The following is a 15660-nucleotide window of genomic DNA, read 5'->3' as shown; positions in this document are numbered from 1 at the left end:
GGGGCGGGGAGGGACAAGGGGGTGGCTCACGGGGAGTCGGCGGCGTCCTCGGCGCCGGGGCCGGTCCCGGCCGGGCGGCTCAACGTGCCCGGCTCCAGGCCCAGTTCACGCTCGGCCGTGATGAACGCCATCCGGGCGACGGCGTCCGGCAGATCCTCGTGGCCGACGTTGGCGTCGACCCCCAGCCCGTCGAGGACGACCAGAATCTGAAGGGTCGTCACAAGCGGGTCCTCCGTACGGAATTCGCCCGTCTCGACGCCCTCCCGGACGAGCCCCTCCAGCCGGGCCCGCCATGCGGCCTCCTGTACGGTGACGCGCTCGCGCAGCACCGGGCGGTAGCGGCTGAGGTGCCGGGCGTTGATCCACAGCCGGCTGATGGCGTCGTACGCCTCGCCGGCCGTGTGCCCGAGGAACCTCGCCAGATGACCGGTGGGCGTGCCCTGCGGCCGCTCCGCCGGAAGCAGTGCGTCGATCTCGGCGCCGGCGGCGCTGCCGAAGGCCTCGGCCACCAGGTCCTCGGCGGACGGGAAGTAATGGCTGATCAGGCCCGGGCGGACATCGAGTTCCTCGGCGATCCGCCGCAGGGTGACGCACTCCAGCCCCTCGGCCAGGGCGACCGCTGCGGCGGCGTCGACGATCTCCGCCCGGCGGGCGGCCGGGTCCTTGCGGATTCGTTTGCGCTGAACGCTTGACGACATATCGCGGATGCTATTGAGTGTGCGCCCAATAAGCAACACTATTGGTCTCTCGACCAATAGTGGTTCCCGAGGTCGCCACAACCGCTCCCGGAGGGCCCATGGTGTCCACCACTCCCGAATCGCAGCAGGACGCGGACGGCAGCTCCGCCCCGCCCGGCGGTCCGGCCCGTATCGAGGCCCACGGCATCGACCACATCCCCGACTCCGAACGCCGGGGCCGCCCCCGCGAGCTGTTCTCCGTCTGGGCCGCCGCCAACGTCAACTACCTCAGCCTCGTCATCGGCGGGGCGCTGGTCCTGATGGGCCTGAGCCTGTGGCAGGCCCTCGCCGTCATCGTCGTCGGCAACCTGCTCTGGCTGCTCACCGGGCTCCTCGCGATCCCGGGACCGGCCGCGGGCGCGCCCAGCGAGGTGATCACCCGCGCCGTCTACGGCGTCCGCGGCAACCGCGTGAACAACGCGATCACCGGCTGGCTGATCTCCGTCTGCTACTTCGCGCTGAACCTCGCCGCCGCCGCGACCGCCGCCTTCGCCCTCGTCGAGAAGACCGGCCTCCCGCTGAACACCGGCGTCCAGGCGGCCGTCGTCGTGGTCATCGCCGCCGCCACCCTGACCATCAGCGTCTACGGCCACGCCCTGATCGTCCGGCTCTACGTGCCGATCACCCTCGCGCTCACGGCCGTGTTCGCCGTCGTGGCCGCGTACGTGCTGCGCGGGGCCGACCTCTCCTACACGCCCGAGGCACCGCTGACCGGCACCGGCCTGTGGGCCACCCTCCTCGCCGGCGTCACCCTCATCGGCTCCGGCCCGCTGTCGTACACCACCAGCGCCGACTTCTCCCGCTATCTGCCGCGCACCTCCAAGGCCCGGGCGATCATCGGCTGGACCGCGACCGGCGCCTTTTTGCCCAGCGTCGTCGTCTCCTCGCTCGGCGCCCTCGCCGCGACCGCGGTGGACATGTCCGACCCGCAGTCGGCGCTGGGGCAGATGCTGCCGGGCTGGTTCGAGCCGGTGTTCCTGCTGGCCCTGGTCCTCGGCACGATCGCCATCAACGCCCTGACCGCCTACAGCGCGGGCCTCGCCCTCCAGGCCGTCGGGCTGCGCATCCGCCGCACGCTCAGCGTGCTCGTCGACGGTGCCGTGGCCGTCGCGCTCACGCTGTACGCGCTGCTGGTCTCCGACTTCCTCGACACCGTCTCGGACGTCCTCCAGCTCACCGTCGTCCTGCTCGGCCCCGCGACGGCGGTGTACGCCATGGACATCGTCCTGCGCCGCAATCGCTACGACGGCGCTGCGCTCGGCGATGAGCGGCCGGGCAGCGCGTTCTGGTACACGGGGGGCTTCAACCTGGCGGGGGTGGCGGGCCTCGGGGCGGGCGTGCTGGTGTCCGCGCTGTCGGTGAACACCCTGTACACGGGGCCGATCGCGCAGGCGCTGGGCGGGGTCGACATCGCCCTGCCGGCGGGTCTTGTGGTGACGGCGGTGGTGTACGCGGTGGGGGCGCGGAAGAAGGTGGGTGGCTGAGGGCGGTCCGCGGGTGCGGGCTGCCCCACGCGACCCGCAGTCGGGCGACGGCGGTCAGGCCCACTACGCTCGGCCGCATGTCGCACATCCTCATCCTCGGCGGCACCACCGAGGCCCGCCGTCTGGCCGACGAGCTGGCAGCACGGCCCGGTATCCGGGTGACCACCTCCCTGGCGGGAAGGGTGAAGAGGCCTGGGGCCGTCGAGGGGGAGGTCCGCATCGGCGGGTTCGGAGGTGCCGAGGGACTCACCGACTGGCTGCATGAGCACGGGGTCGACACCGTGGTCGACGCCACTCACCCCTTCGCTGAGGGCATCACCGCGAACGCGGCCCGCGCCGCCGCGGTCAGCGGCGTGCCGATGGTGGTCCTTCGACGCCCCGGCTGGCACCCCCGGCAGGGGGACCGCTGGCACTGGGCCGGCTCCCTGGCCGAGGCCGCTGCACTGCTGCCCGGCCTCGGGCAAAGGGTGCTGCTGACCACCGGCCGCCTGGGGCTGGGAGCCTTCGCCCACCTCACCGGCCTGCACTTCGTCGCTCGCTCCGTGGAGCCACCCGAGCCGCCGATGCCGCCGCACACCGAAGTCCTCCTGGCCCGCGGCCCGTTCACCGAGGCCGGCGAGACGGAGCTGCTGCGGGACCGCCGTATCGACGTCGTCGTCACCAAGGACAGCGGGGGAGAGGCGACCGCCGCGAAGCTCACGGCGGCGCGACGGCTGGGGCTGCCGGTGGTCGTCGTACGGCGTCCGCCGCTGCCCGAAGGGGTGGTGGCCGTGCCCGATCTCGCGGGTGTCCTGGACCGGCTGGGGGTGTGACTCAGGGCGCGGCGGCCGCGGTCAACTGGTCGGCGCGGTCGGGCAGTCCGCTGTTGAGGTCCTCCACCAGCAGCCGCTTGGCGATCGTGTGGACCGCCGCGCGCAGGTCGGCGCCGGGCGGGCGGCCGAAGTCCTGGTGCACGCGTTCCTCCAGCCAGCCCGACCAGGCCTGTCCGATGAGGGCGGCCTCGCGGGCGCCCGCCTCGGTGTGGGAGAGGAGCATGCCGTCGCGGGTGAGGTAGCCCTCGTCGACCATGCGGTCGAAGACCGGCAGCAGCACCTCCGGCGGAAGGTGCCGGCGGGCCGCGATCAGGCCGAGGCCCGCGTGGCCGACCATGCGCGTGAAGAGGTCGACCTGCATCACCGCCCAGGCCCCGGCGATGTCGAGCCGGCTGTCGGAGTCGCGCAGCAGTCTGCGGGCCGTGCTCAGGTCGGTCCCGGCGATGATCTTCGCGACGGTGGTCTCCAGGAGCCGTTGCGAGTCGGCGCCGTGCGGTGAGGCGAAGCCCTCGCCCATGTCGGTGGAGCCCATGCGGGCGCTGTCGCGCAGGGGGACCTGCTTGAGCAGCAGGGCGATCAGGAAGCCGAGCGCCGCGACCGGGACGGTCCACAGGAACACCGTCTGGAGCGTGTCCGCGTACGCGTCGACGATCGGCGCGGCCGCCTCGCCGGGCAGCTGGTGCACGCCCTCGGGGCTGGTCGCCGCCCGGCCGATGGTCTCGGCGTCGACCGTGCCGGTGGCCGTGGCCTCGCCGATCGCCTCCCGCAGCCTGGGCGTGAGGGTGTTGGTGTAGATCGTGCCGAACACCGCGGTGCCGAACGAGCTGCCCAGCGTACGGAAGAAGGTGACGCCCGAGGTGGCCGTGCCGAGGTCGGCGTAGTCGACGGTGTTCTGCACGGCGATCGTCAGGACCTGCATGCACAGCCCGATCCCGATGCCGAGCACGAACATGTACAGCGACTCCAGCCACGCCCCCGTCGACGGCCCCATCAGGGACATCAGATACAGGCCGAGGCCCATCACCAGCGCGCCGACGACCGGGAAGAGACGGTACTTTCCCGTCTTGCTGACCACGTTGCCGCTGAAGACCGACGCGATGAGCAGGCCGATCACCATGGGCAGGGTACGCACCCCGGAGATCGTCGCCGAGTCGCCGTCCACGTACTGCAGATAGCTCGGCAGGTAGGTCATCGCACCGAGCATCGCGAAACCGACGATGAAGCTGAGCACCGAGCAGACCGTGAACACCGGGTTGCCGAACAGCCGCATCGGCAGCATCGGTTGGGCCGCCCGTGTCTCCACCCAGCAGAACAGCCCGAGCGCGAGGACGCCGCCCACGAACAGGCCGATGATGACGCCCGAGCCCCACGCGTACTCGTTGCCGCCCCAACTCGTCGCCAGGATCAGCGCGCTGGCGCCCGCCGCGACCAGGGCGATGCCCAGATAGTCGATGACCGGGCGGACGGCCGACTTCACCACCGGGATGGTGCGGGCCGCGGCCGCCACGACGACGATCGCGATGGGCACGTTGACATAGAACGCCCAGCGCCAGGTCAGGTGGTCGGTGAACAGGCCGCCCAGCAGCGGGCCGATGACCGTGGCCACCCCGAACACCGCGCCGATCGCGCCCTGGTACTTGCCGCGCTCCCGCAGCGGGATGACGTCCGCGATCAGCGCCATGGACGTCACCATCAGACCGCCCGCGCCGATGCCCTGCATGGCCCGCCAGGCGATCAGCAGCGACATGTTCGAGGCGAGGCCGCACAGGAACGAGCCCGTGATGAACACGACCGCCGAGACCTGGAAGACCACCTTCCGGCCGAACAGGTCACCGAACTTGCCGACCAGCACGGTCGCGACGGTCTCCGCCAGGAGATACGCCGTCACCACCCACGACATGTGCTCCGCGCCGCCGAGGTCGGAGACGATCGTCGGCAACGCCGTGCCCACGATGGTCTGGTCGAGGGCCGCGAGGAGCATGCCGAGCATGATCGTCACGAAGACGACGTTGCGACGGCGGCTGTCCAGCACGGGAGGCTGCGCGGCGGGCGGAGCGGTTTCCTCGGCGACTGTCACGAGGCCACGATCACATCGGCCGCCCGCACGCGCACGCGGGAGCCGACCGCGCGGGTGGGGCCTCTCAGACGTCCCCGGGGTTGCGGCGCAGCAGGTACGTGTCCATGATCCAGCCCTTGCGCTCGCGCGCCTCGGCCCGCAGGGCCTCGATGCGGGGAGCGGCCTCGGCGATCGGACCGGAGGCGAGGATCTCGTCCGGGGTGCCGAGGTACGCGCCCCAGTAGATGTCGATGTCCTGGTCGGCGTACTGCCGGAAGGTCTGGTGGGCGTCGAGCATCACCACCACGTCGTCCACGCCCTCCGGGAAGCCCTCGGCGAGCCGCCGCCCGGTGGTGATCTGCACCGGCCGGGCCACCCGGTTCAGCCCGGTGCGGTGCCGCGCCACCAGCGACGAGACGCTGCTGATGCCCGGTACGACGTCGTACTCGAAGGCCACTCCGCCGCGCTCCAGCACCTCCTGGAGGATGCCGAGCGTGCTGTCGTACAGCGCGGGGTCGCCCCACACCAGGAACGCGCCCGTCTCCTCCTCGCCGAGCTCCGCGGTGATCAGCTGCTCGTAGATGTCCGCGCGGGCGCTGCGCCAGTCCCCGACGGCCGGGGAGTAGGCGGCCCCGCCGGCCCTGCGGTCCCGCTCCGGGTCGCGCGCCTCGACCACCCGGTAGGTCCCCTCGGGTATGTGCGCCCGGAGCATGTCCCGGCGCAGGTCGGTGAGGTCCGACTTCACCTCGCCCTTCTCCAGGATGAAGAAGACGTCCGTGTCCCGCAGCGCCCTGACCGCCTGCAGGGTCAGCTGGTCGGGGTCGCCCGCACCGATACCGATGACATGAATCCTTCGCACGCCCCCGAGTCTGCCGTACGCCACCGACACCGCGTACACCGGCCGTGCCCTCCCGGTGACGGGGTCCGGCTCAGCGCCCCCGCAGCCGGGGTGCGCGCGCGGCCGCGTCCACTGGGTGCTCGTCCCCGGCCTCCACCATGCGCGCCAGCTCCCGGGCCCAGGCCACGACGTGCGCCACGTCCACGTCGTGCGGCCGGGGGCGGCCGTCACTGGCGGCCCACTCCTCGGCCGCGGCCGCCCCGCGCCGGAGCAGCCGGGCACCGCCGGTGGTGTTGCCGCGGGCCGCGTGGGTGAGGCCGACGGCGAGCTGGGCGAGGCCGCGCCACAGTTCTCGTTCCTCCTCGGGGCCCGACTTCCAGGCGTCCTCGAACACCTCGTGCGCATGGAACGGCTTGCCCGCGTCCAGCAGCGCCTGCGCCTCGTCGACCGTCTCCCGCGGGCTGCGCGGCACCCCCTCCGGCTGCCGCTCCACCCCCGGCGCCCCGTACGGCAACGGCCGCCCCAGCCCGTCCCGCGGCCGGGCACTGCGCGCCCGCCCCTCACTGTCCCGGTCCCGGGCGGCTGCACGGCCCTCCGCATGCTCCATACGCCCATTGTCCGCCCGGCCAACCGACCGCCCGCCCGGCCGCCCCGCTTCGGTCTGCCCCGCCGGGTGAGGTAAAGTACTGTCCGCATGATCACGCGGGTCACCCGCGGATCACGGCATCGGGACGTGGCGCAGCTTGGTAGCGCACTTGACTGGGGGTCAAGGGGTCGCAGGTTCAAATCCTGTCGTCCCGACTTGTGAAAGTCGCAGATCGAGGGCTGTTTCAGAGCACATCTGAAACAGCCCTCGGCCGTTCCCGGGGGCCCGTTTCCGCAAGACGATCTCTCAGAGCCGGGCGAGGGCCCGCCGTGCCGCGTTGTAGCCGCACATGCCGTGGGCCCCGGCTCCGGGCGGGGTCGCGGCGGAGCACAGGTAGACGCCGGGGACACCGGTGGCGTACGGGTCGAGGGCCGCGCGGGGGCGGAAGAGCAGCTGCCAGGGGTCGTTGGCGCCGGTCACGATGTCGCCGGCGACGTAGTTCTCGTTGTGCCGGCTGATCTCGGTGGTGGAGCGTACGTGGACGGCCCGGATCCGGTCGCGGAAGCCGGGCGCGTACCGCTCGATCTGCGCGGTGATCGCCTCGGTGGCGTCGCCGGTGTAGCCGGCCGGTACGTGCGCGTAGGCGTAGAGGGGGTGTACGCCGCCCGCCGAGCGGGTCCTGTCGGCGAGGTACTGCTGGCCGACGAGGACGAACGGCCGCTCGGGCATCCGGCCGGCCGCCACGTCCTGCTCGGCGGCGGCGATCTCCGCCACGCTGCCGCCGAGGTGCACCGTGCACGCCGAGCGCGAGCCCTCGTGTGTCCATGGCACCCCGCCCTCGACGGCGTAGTCGATCTTGAACGCGCCGGGGCCGTGCCGGTAGCGGGTGTACGCGCGGCGCACCCCGGCCGGCATCCGGTCACCCGCGATCCGGGCGGCCGCCGCGGGTGAGGTGTCCAGCATGACCAGGTCCGGGCCGCCCAGCTCGTCGAGGGAGGTCACCCGGCGGCCCGTCTCGAACCGCACGCCGTACTCGGCGGCCCGCACCAGGACCGCGTCCCGGATCGCGGCCGAACCGCCCTCGGCGACCGGCCAGCCGACGGCGTGCGCGGACGCGGTCAGCGGGACCCCGATCGCCGAGGAGGCGAGGCTGTTCAGCGGACGGAAGGCATGCGCCGCCGCGCCGATCCACAGCGCCTGGGCCTCGGGCGAGCCGAAGCGGCGGGCGAGCAGCGTGGCCGGCAGGCCGGCGTAGACGCCGAGGCGGGCCAGGTGGAAGGGGTGCCGGGGGAGGTGCAGCACCGGCTGCAGGAACTCCTCGCTGATCGTCCCGAACCGCTCGGTGAGCGGGCCGAACACCCGCTGCCAGCCGCGCCCGCCCGCCCCCAGCCCGGCGGCGGTCCCGGCCACCGACCGGACCACGACCGCGCCCCGCCCGCCGTCCAGCGGGTGCGCGAACTCGGCCGGCGCCCAGCGCCAGGTCAGCCCGGCCCCGGCCAGGTCGAACCGCCTCGCGAAGGCCGAGCCCGGCCCCAGGGGGTGCATGGCGGAGCACTCGTCGTGGATCAGGCCGGGCAGGGTCAGCTCACCGGAGCGGGTCCCGCCGCCGAGGACGTCGGCGGCCTCGACGACCCGGACACGTACGCCCGCGGCGGCGAGGGTGAGGGCGGCGGCGAGCCCGTTGGGCCCGCTGCCGACCACGACCGCGGTGGTCATGTGACCGCTTCCCCCGTCTCCTGCGCCAACGCCTCCAGCAGGGCGTCCTGGAACTCCTCGTCGTGGACGGCCCGGTGGGGCCGGCGCAGGTGGCGGTGGTACCAGTAGCCGCCGGACGTGAGGGCCTCGGGGTCGTCGCCGGTGGCGAGCCACTCCTGGGTGCGATGGCCGAGTTCGAGGTCGTCGGGGGCGTTCGGGCCGCCCATCCTGGTCGGTACCCAGCCCGGGTCCACGGCGTTGCTCAGTACGTCAGGACGCAGCCGGGCCACCGCCGCCGCGAGAGTCGTGACGAACAGCTTGCTGTCGGAGTACGACCCCGCGCTGCGGCCCCGCCAGTCGATCCCGGTGAGCAGGGGGCGGCCACCGAAGTGCGAGCTGCTGCTCAGGTACACCAGCCGCCGCGGGGCGCGCAGCAGGGCGGTCAGCAGGTACGGCGCGACGATGTTGACCGGCATGACCGCGGGCCCGCTCCACACGCCGGCGTTGTGGATGACCGCGTCGAGCGGCCGCGCCGCGTTCAGCTCGGCGGCGATCCGCCGTACGGCGTCACGGTCCGCGAAGTCGCCCACCACCAGGTCCGCCCCGCGACCGGTCAACTCGTCGAGGGCCGCGGCGCGTTGCTCGTTGCGGGCGTGCACCACCACCTCGTGTCCCGCGGACAGCAGCGCGTCCGCCGCGGCGCGGCCGAGGCCGTCCGTGGAGCCCGTCACCAGGATGCGGCTCATGAGCGCGTCGGCTGCGGGGGCGGGCCGGCCTCCTGGGTGGCGGCCCAGGAGGCGAGCAGGCGCAGGCCCTCTTCGGAGGGGGAGCCGGGTTCGGCGGTGTAGACGGTGAGGGTCGGTCCGGGGTCGGCGGCCATCTCCAGGCCCTCGTGGGCGAGGGTGAGGTCACCGACGGCCGGGTGGCGGAACCGCTGCAGGCTGCGGTGCGGCGTCCACTGCCGGCCGGCCCGGCGCCGGGGGCGGGTGAGGGCGTCGGAGCCGTCGGCGGCCTGCGCCGGATGGAGCAGGTGGGCGCGCTCGGCGTCGTCGAGCCGCAGCGCGCGGGCGACGGCCTCGAGGACGGCGGGGGAGACGCCGGCGAGGCTGCCGCGCTCCGGTTTCGCGTAGTACTCGACACTCATGTCGGCCGGCGCCGCGACCTCGCTGCGCCGCAGGCCCGCCACGCGCCGTCTGCTGCCGGCGGGCAGCCCGGCCCGCTCGGGGGTGATCTCCGCCCGCCGCGAGGTGAGGAACTCGCGGACCTCTTCACGGTTGTCCACATCTCGACGGTACGGCGTCCCGGCCGCGGAGGGATGTACCAGCGGTACACCCCTCACCGGTGACTCACCGACCCGGGCGACGTCGAGCGACTCGCCACCGCCACGCGCGTCCTCATCGAGGCGGCCTCCCGACCGCCCGCCACCTGGCCGACATCCGGCCGTGGTAGAAGCAGGCATGACCACCACACCTGGAGCCGACACCCCCGACCGCCGCGGCCGCACCGGCCTGCACCGCACCGGCCTGGACCTGGCCGGCAACCCGCGGGTCAAGGTGCGCGAGGTGGAGCTGCTGTCCAGCCACTGGTACGTCGAGCGGGCCACGACGTACGACATCCAGCGGGCCGACGGCAGCTGGAGCACTCAGCAGCGCGAGACACACGACCGGGGCAACGGCGCGACCATGCTGCTGTACGACGCCGAGCGGGAGACGGTGCTGCTCACCCGGCAGTTCAGGTTCCCGGTGTATGTGAACGGCCACCCCGACGGGATGCTGATCGAGACGCCGGGCGGGGTGCTCGACGAGGAGGGCGAGCACCCGGAGGTCGCCGTGCGGCGCGAGGTGGTGGAGGAGACCGGGCACACCATCGGGGCGGTCCGGCATGTCTTCGACGTCTATATGAGCCCCGGCTCGGTCACCGAGCGCGTGAGCTTCTACGCCGCCGAGTACGGCCCCTCGACCCGTACGCACGAAGGGGGCGGGCTCGACGAGGAGGGCGAGGACATCGAGATCCTGGAGCTGCCCTTCCGCAGGGCGCTGGAGATGATCCGGACCGGCGAGATCGCCGACGCCAAGACGATCATGCTGCTGCAGTGGGCTGCGCTGGAGGGCCCCTTCGCCCGGGCGTAGGCTCCGAAGGGGGCTCCGCAGAGGTGCTTCGAAGGAGTGGGCCATGCCTGTCTTCCCCACCGAGCGGTCGGTCCGTACGACGCCCGAAGGCCTGCTGTGGGAGCCCAGTGAGCGCTGGGTGCGCGGCGTGAAGGGCGAGGTCACCGTCGTCGACAGCCGGCAACCCGTCCTGGTGTGGGAGCCCGAGGTGCCCGTGCCGTGCTACGCCTTCCCGCGCGAGGACGTCCGCACCGACCTGCTGAACCCGGCCGCGGACCCGCCCACGGGTGAGCACCGGGGGGCGCGGATCTTCTACGACCTCCGCTCCGGCCCCGAGCAGGTGGCGAACGCCGCGTGGACGTACCCGGGCGCCGACCTGGCCGGGCACATCGCCTTCGAGTGGTTCCGGCGCTGGGGCAGCGGCCTCGACCACTGGTACGAGGAGGAGGAAGAGATCTTCGTCCACCCGCGCGACCCGCACAAACGGGTGGACGCCCTGCCCAGCAGCCGCCATGTCCAGGTGGAGATCGCCGGCACCGTCGTCGCCGACACCCACCGCCCGGTGCTGCTGTTCGAGACCGGGCTGCCGACGCGGTACTACCTCCCGCGCGAGGACGTCCGGCTCGACCTGTTCGAGCCCACCGACCGCCGCACCGGATGCCCGTACAAGGGCACGGCCGAGTACTGGACCTGGCAGGGCGGGGGCGAGGTCCCGCGCAACATCCTGTGGAGCTACGCCGAGCCGCTGCCCGCGGTGGCCGCCGTGAAGGGGCTGCTGGCCTTCTACAACGAGGCCGTGGACCTCACCGTGGACGGCGTACGGCTGGAGCGCCCGGTCACCTTGTTCAGCAAGACACTCAGGCCCTGACCGGCAGCGGGAAGTCCCTCGCGGTTGACCGCCGCGGCCGGGGGTAGGGAACGGCCACACCAGCTGCGTTTCCTGACTTTGTGCTGACATTCTGACCTGCTCCTGAAATGATGTCTTGACAAAGTATTGACAGCGGGTGCGACGAGGGAGTGGAATCCGGTCGCAACAGCCGAGCCTTCCCCCTGTCGCACAGTGAGGTGCAGGAAAGATGGACCGCTCTTCGCGCCCCCGCTCCCGCAGAATCGCTCCCGCTCTGGCCCTGGCCGCGGCGGTGGCGCTGGCCCTCGCCGGCTGCTCCAGCAGCTCCGGCGGCAAGAAGGCCGAGGAGGGCGGCGGAGGTGGCGGCTCCGCGGGCAAGGCCGACACGCCCCGCATCAAGATCGCCTTGATCACCCACCAGTCGCCCGGCGACACCTTCTGGGACATCGTCCGCAAGGGCGCCGAGGCCGCCGCTGCCAAGGACAACGTCGAGCTGATCTACTCCGCCGACCCCAACGCGGGCAACCAGGCCAACCTCGTGCAGAACGCCATCGACCAGAAGGTCGACGGCATCGCCGTCACCCTCGCCAAGCCCGACGCCCTGAAGGACGTGGTGGCCAGGGCGAAGGCGGCCGGCATACCCGTGGTCGGCCTCAACTCCGGTGTCAGCGAATGGCAGAAGCTCGACCTGCTGGAGTTCTTCGGCCAGGACGAGACCGTCGCCGGCGAGGCCCTCGGCAAGCGGCTGAACGAGGTCGGCTCCAAGAAAGCCGTCTGCGTCATCCAGGAACAGGGCAACATCGGCCTCACCCAGCGCTGCGACGGCGTGCAGAAGACGTTCTCCGGCGCCATCGAGAACCTCTACGTCAACGGCACCGACATGCCCTCGGTGAAGTCGACCATCACCGCCAAGCTCAAGAAGGACGGCGACATCGACCATGTCGTCGCGCTCGGCGCCCCCATCGCGCTGACCGCGGGCCAGTCGGTCTCCGAGGCCGGCAGCAAGGCGAAGGTCGCCACCTTCGACCTCAACAAGCAGCTCACCAAGGCCATCGCCGACGGGCGGATCGAGTTCGCCGTCGACCAGCAGCCCTACCTCCAGGGCTACTTGGCGATCGACTCGCTGTGGCTCTACGAGAACAACGGCAACTACATGGGCGGCGGCGAGCAGCCGGTGCTCACCGGCCCGGCCTTCGTCGACAAGTCGAACGTGGCCAGCGTCGACACGTTCGCCGCGAAGGGCACCCGGTGATGAACATGGCCCAGCAGGCGCCGCCGGCCCCCGTCCAGGGGAAGGAGACCGACGGGCGGACCGCACAACGCCCCTTCGCGCGCAGGCTGTTGGCCCGCCCCGAGGTCGGCGTCCTGCTCGGTGCCGCGGCGGTGTTCGTGTTCTTCCTCGTCGCCGCCCCCGCGGTGCGCGACGGCAGCTCGATGGCGAACATCCTCTACCAGTCGTCCACCATCGGCATCATGGCCCTGCCGGTCGCGCTGCTGATGATCGGCGGCGAGTTCGACCTCTCCTCCGGCGTCGCGGTGATCACCTCGGCGCTGACCGCGAGCATGGTCAGCTACCAACTGACCATGAACGTCTGGGTCGGTGTACTGATCGCCCTCGTCGTCTCGCTCGGCGTCGGCCTGTTCAACGGGTGGCTGCTCATCAGGACCGGCCTGCCGAGCTTCCTCGTCACGCTCGGCACCTTCCTGATCCTCCAGGGCGTCAACCTCGCCGTCACCAAGTGGGTCACCGGCAACGTCGCCACCGACGACATCAGCGACATGGACGGCTTCGGCCAGGCCAGAGCGCTCTTCGCCTCGTCCTTCGGCGTGGGCGGCGTCCAGGTGAAGATCACCGTGGTGTGGTGGCTGGTCTTCGCCGCGCTGGCGACCTGGGTGCTGCTGCGCACCAAGTACGGCAACTGGGTCTTCGCGGTCGGCGGCAACAAGGAGAGCGCCCGGGCGGTCGGCGTGCCCGTGACCTTCACCAAGATCTCGCTGTTCATGCTGGTCGGCTTCGGCGCCTGGTTCGTCGGCATGCACCAGCTGTTCTCCTTCAACACCGTGCAGTCCGGCGAGGGCGTCGGCCAGGAGCTCATCTACATCGCCGCGGCCGTGATCGGCGGCTGCCTGCTCACCGGCGGCTACGGCTCCGCCATCGGGCCCGTCTTCGGCGCCTTCATGTTCGGCATGGTCCAGCAGGGCATCGTCTACGCCGGCTGGAACCCCGACTGGTTCAAGGCGTTCCTGGGCGTGATGCTGCTCGGCGCCGTCCTGATCAATCTGTGGGTCAGCCGCACGGCGACCCGGAGGTGACCCACCGATGACTGAACACCCTCTTGTGGAACTGCGCGGCGCGGGCAAGTCCTACGGCAACATCCGCGCCCTGCACGGCGTCGACCTGTCCGTGCACCCCGGCAGGGTCACCTGTGTGCTCGGCGACAACGGCGCCGGCAAGTCCACCCTCATCAAGATCGTCTCGGGGCTGCACCAGCACACCGAGGGCGAGTTCCTCGTCGACGGCACCCCCGTGCGCTTCACCACCCCGCGCGAGGCGCTGGACCGGGGGATCGCCACCGTCTACCAGGACCTGGCGACCGTGCCGCTGATGCCGGTGTGGCGCAACTTCTTCCTCGGCTCCGAACTCACCAAGGTGCCCTGGCCGCTGCGCCGCCTCGACATCGAGACGATGAAGCGGACCGCGGACCAGGAACTCCGTGCCATGGGCATCGTCCTCGACGACCTCGACCAGCCCATCGGCACGCTCTCCGGCGGCCAGCGGCAGTGTGTCGCCATCGCCCGCGCCGTCCACTTCGGCGCGCGCGTCCTCATCCTCGACGAGCCCACCGCCGCCCTCGGCGTCAAACAGTCCGGCGTGGTCCTGAAGTACATCGCCGCCGCCCGCGACCGCGGCCTCGGCGTCATCTTCATCACCCACAACCCCCACCACGCCTACATGGTCGGCGACCACTTCGGCGTGCTGCGCCTGGGCACCCTCGAACTCAGCGCCGCCCGCGACCGGGTCACCCTGGAGGAGCTGACCAACCACATGGCGGGCGGCGCCGAACTCGCCGCCCTCAAGCACGAGTTGGCCCAGGTCGACGGGGTCGACACCGGGGGGCTCCCGGAGCCCGAAGACGTCAGGCCCCAGGGTCTGTCTTCCGGATCAGGGCGACGCCGCCATGGTCCGGACGTCGGGCCCTAGGACCTGTCTTCCGGATCATGCCGGCGTCGCGGGGCCTGGCACGCACATCTGCCGCGTTGTCGTCGGTTGCCGACTCCCCCACGCTCGAATCGAGCTCGCGCGGGGGGACCCCCATCGCGTCGACGCCCTCCTCCGCCTTGCAGCTGCACGCACCAGACCCCGCTCGACCCGGCCAAGACGCCCATGTCCCTCATGGCCGGCCTGATCCGGAAGACAGGCCCTAGCCGACCGGCTGAGGCACGGGCGCAGTGGCGGCCGGTTCGGGGGAGACCGGCCGCCGGCCCCGTACCAGCAGCACCGCACCGGCCACGGCGAGCAGGAACCCACCGGCGGTGGCACCGACGGGCACGGACGTGCTCACGGCCCGCAGCAGGGCGCTCTCCTGCCGCGCCTTGTCCACCGCGAACTTCTGCGTGGCGGTGGTGTGAGCCAGCTTCGGCACGTCGAGCAGCACCACGGCGTCCTTCGCGGCACCCGGCGCGCGCAGCGTCCGGCGCGGACCGAGCTGCGCGTACAGGACGCGGCCGGTGGCCTGGTCGACGACCAGCCTGATGCCGTGGTTGGAGTACCACTCCTCGGCGAGCACCTGAGCGGCGCCCCGCCGCCCCACCAGCGCGCCCGGCACCTGCCGCGTGCCGACCTTGGTGGGGGCGACCGTGCCGGTGAAGACGTACCCCTCGTACCCCTGGACCTTCTGCTCGCCCCGGTAGGCCAGCGGGACGGTCGCGCCCAGCGCGCTGTCCCACCACTGGTAGGTGCGCCGCTGCACGTCGAAGGGGAACTTCAGATACGCCTCGCCCTCGTGGTACGGCTGCTCCTGGCAGCAGTGCGCGGGCCGGTTGGTGCGGCGGTCGGTGACCCAGCGCGCCTGCGTGAAGTCCAGGGCGTCGTGCGGGTCGGCCGCGGGCAGCGAGCCGTCCGTGTCGATCGTCGTCACGACGTCCCACACGGCCTTCCCGCTCGCCTCGCTGTCCGCCACATCGCCCCGCACCCGCTGTGTGACGGTGATGCGGCGCCCTTCGACCGTCCGGGCCGCGGCCACGTCGAAATAGCTGCCCTTCCCCTCGTACACCGCGGTCACGTCGATGTCGATCGGGTTCACCGCGGCGCGCGGCGCGACGTACCACGCCAGCATCGGCGCGAGGACCAGCAGGAAGACGCCGGCCCCCAGCAGGATCAGGGCCAGCGGTGAAGCGGTGCGACGCATCCGGCACTCCAGGAGGGCTCGACTGCGGGGACCGTATGGCGGCGGAGGGACCGCGTCTACGCACGCGCGTGACAAAAACGGGCCCGGG

Annotated in this window: 15 protein-coding genes and 1 tRNA gene; 8 read left to right on the top strand and 8 right to left on the bottom strand. The window is 72.1% G+C overall.

Features of this window, described 5'->3' with window-relative positions; genetic code table 11:
- Nucleotides 1-26: 26 nt before the first annotated feature.
- A complete protein-coding gene (locus ACIQ6Y_RS02430) occupies nucleotides 27-698 on the bottom strand; it encodes a TetR/AcrR family transcriptional regulator (protein WP_404031705.1) in 672 nt (223 codons plus the stop codon).
- A 98-nt stretch (nucleotides 699-796) separates the two neighbouring features.
- On the opposite strand from ACIQ6Y_RS02430, the gene ACIQ6Y_RS02425 reads away from it, so the two are divergent.
- Both ACIQ6Y_RS02425 and ACIQ6Y_RS02420 read left to right on the top strand, forming a co-directional pair.
- Nucleotides 797-2221, top strand: a complete 1425-nt coding sequence (locus ACIQ6Y_RS02425) for a purine-cytosine permease family protein (protein ID WP_404031702.1) — start codon at nucleotides 797-799, stop codon at nucleotides 2219-2221.
- A gap of 77 nt (nucleotides 2222-2298) precedes the next feature.
- Nucleotides 2299-3033, top strand: a complete 735-nt coding sequence (locus ACIQ6Y_RS02420) for a cobalt-precorrin-6A reductase (RefSeq protein ID WP_404031699.1) — start codon at nucleotides 2299-2301, stop codon at nucleotides 3031-3033.
- 1 nt (nucleotide 3034) lies between these two features.
- Here ACIQ6Y_RS02420 and ACIQ6Y_RS02415 read toward each other — a convergent pair whose 3' ends face one another.
- The 3 genes from ACIQ6Y_RS02415 to ACIQ6Y_RS02405 form a co-directional block, all read right to left on the bottom strand.
- Nucleotides 3035-5110: an MDR family MFS transporter gene (locus tag ACIQ6Y_RS02415; protein ID WP_404031696.1), complete on the bottom strand. Its 2076-nt coding sequence runs from the start codon at nucleotides 5108-5110 to the stop codon at nucleotides 3035-3037.
- Between the two features lie 64 nt (nucleotides 5111-5174).
- Nucleotides 5175-5948, bottom strand: a complete 774-nt coding sequence (cobF, locus tag ACIQ6Y_RS02410; protein ID WP_404031693.1) for a precorrin-6A synthase (deacetylating) — start codon at nucleotides 5946-5948, stop codon at nucleotides 5175-5177.
- Nucleotides 5949-6018: 70 nt separating this feature from the next.
- Entirely contained in the window at nucleotides 6019-6534 is a 516-nt protein-coding gene (locus tag ACIQ6Y_RS02405; RefSeq protein ID WP_404031691.1) for a DUF309 domain-containing protein, read from the bottom strand.
- A 120-nt stretch (nucleotides 6535-6654) separates the two neighbouring features.
- On the opposite strand from ACIQ6Y_RS02405, the gene ACIQ6Y_RS02400 reads away from it, so the two are divergent.
- A tRNA-Pro gene (locus tag ACIQ6Y_RS02400) sits at nucleotides 6655-6728 on the top strand.
- Nucleotides 6729-6819: 91 nt separating this feature from the next.
- On the opposite strand, the gene ACIQ6Y_RS02395 is transcribed toward ACIQ6Y_RS02400, so the two are convergent.
- The 3 genes from ACIQ6Y_RS02395 to ACIQ6Y_RS02385 are packed head-to-tail and all read right to left on the bottom strand — an operon-like array spanning nucleotide 6820 to nucleotide 9490.
- Nucleotides 6820-8229 (bottom strand): phytoene desaturase family protein, encoded by a 1410-nt coding sequence (locus ACIQ6Y_RS02395; protein ID WP_404031688.1) that lies wholly within the window; start codon nucleotides 8227-8229, stop codon nucleotides 6820-6822.
- A complete protein-coding gene (locus ACIQ6Y_RS02390; protein ID WP_404031686.1) occupies nucleotides 8226-8954 on the bottom strand; it encodes an SDR family NAD(P)-dependent oxidoreductase in 729 nt (242 codons plus the stop codon). The genes ACIQ6Y_RS02395 and ACIQ6Y_RS02390 overlap by 4 nt, the downstream gene beginning before the upstream one ends.
- Nucleotides 8951-9490: a helix-turn-helix domain-containing protein gene (locus ACIQ6Y_RS02385; RefSeq protein ID WP_404031684.1), complete on the bottom strand. Its 540-nt coding sequence runs from the start codon at nucleotides 9488-9490 to the stop codon at nucleotides 8951-8953. The genes ACIQ6Y_RS02390 and ACIQ6Y_RS02385 overlap by 4 nt, the downstream gene beginning before the upstream one ends.
- 175 nt (nucleotides 9491-9665) lie before the next feature.
- Here ACIQ6Y_RS02385 and ACIQ6Y_RS02380 point away from each other — a divergent pair, with 175 nt between their 5' ends.
- The 5 genes from ACIQ6Y_RS02380 (at nucleotide 9666) to ACIQ6Y_RS02360 (ending at nucleotide 14365) form a co-directional block, all read left to right on the top strand.
- Nucleotides 9666-10337 (top strand): NUDIX domain-containing protein, encoded by a 672-nt coding sequence (locus ACIQ6Y_RS02380; protein WP_404031682.1) that lies wholly within the window; start codon nucleotides 9666-9668, stop codon nucleotides 10335-10337.
- A gap of 43 nt (nucleotides 10338-10380) precedes the next feature.
- Nucleotides 10381-11184, top strand: a complete 804-nt coding sequence (locus tag ACIQ6Y_RS02375) for a DUF427 domain-containing protein (protein WP_404031679.1) — start codon at nucleotides 10381-10383, stop codon at nucleotides 11182-11184.
- A 208-nt stretch (nucleotides 11185-11392) separates the two neighbouring features.
- Entirely contained in the window at nucleotides 11393-12415 is a 1023-nt protein-coding gene (locus ACIQ6Y_RS02370; protein ID WP_404031676.1) for a sugar ABC transporter substrate-binding protein, read from the top strand.
- Nucleotides 12415-13476: an ABC transporter permease gene (locus tag ACIQ6Y_RS02365; RefSeq protein ID WP_404031673.1), complete on the top strand. Its 1062-nt coding sequence runs from the start codon at nucleotides 12415-12417 to the stop codon at nucleotides 13474-13476. Before ACIQ6Y_RS02370 ends, ACIQ6Y_RS02365 begins: the two co-directional genes overlap by 1 nt.
- Nucleotides 13477-13483: 7 nt before the next feature.
- Nucleotides 13484-14365: an ATP-binding cassette domain-containing protein gene (locus tag ACIQ6Y_RS02360; protein ID WP_404031671.1), complete on the top strand. Its 882-nt coding sequence runs from the start codon at nucleotides 13484-13486 to the stop codon at nucleotides 14363-14365.
- Between the two features lie 220 nt (nucleotides 14366-14585).
- Here ACIQ6Y_RS02360 and ACIQ6Y_RS02355 read toward each other — a convergent pair whose 3' ends face one another.
- Nucleotides 14586-15572, bottom strand: coding sequence for a DUF3068 domain-containing protein (locus ACIQ6Y_RS02355; RefSeq protein WP_404031667.1), 987 nt, complete (start codon nucleotides 15570-15572; stop codon nucleotides 14586-14588).
- Nucleotides 15573-15660: the final 88 nt, after the last annotated feature.

It is taken from the genome of Streptomyces sp. NPDC096205 (assembly GCF_044763135.1).
Lineage (GTDB): Bacteria > Actinomycetota > Actinomycetes > Streptomycetales > Streptomycetaceae > Streptomyces.
The sequence above is the reverse complement of the archived record's forward strand: the minus strand, read 5'-3'. Positions and strand labels throughout refer to the sequence as shown.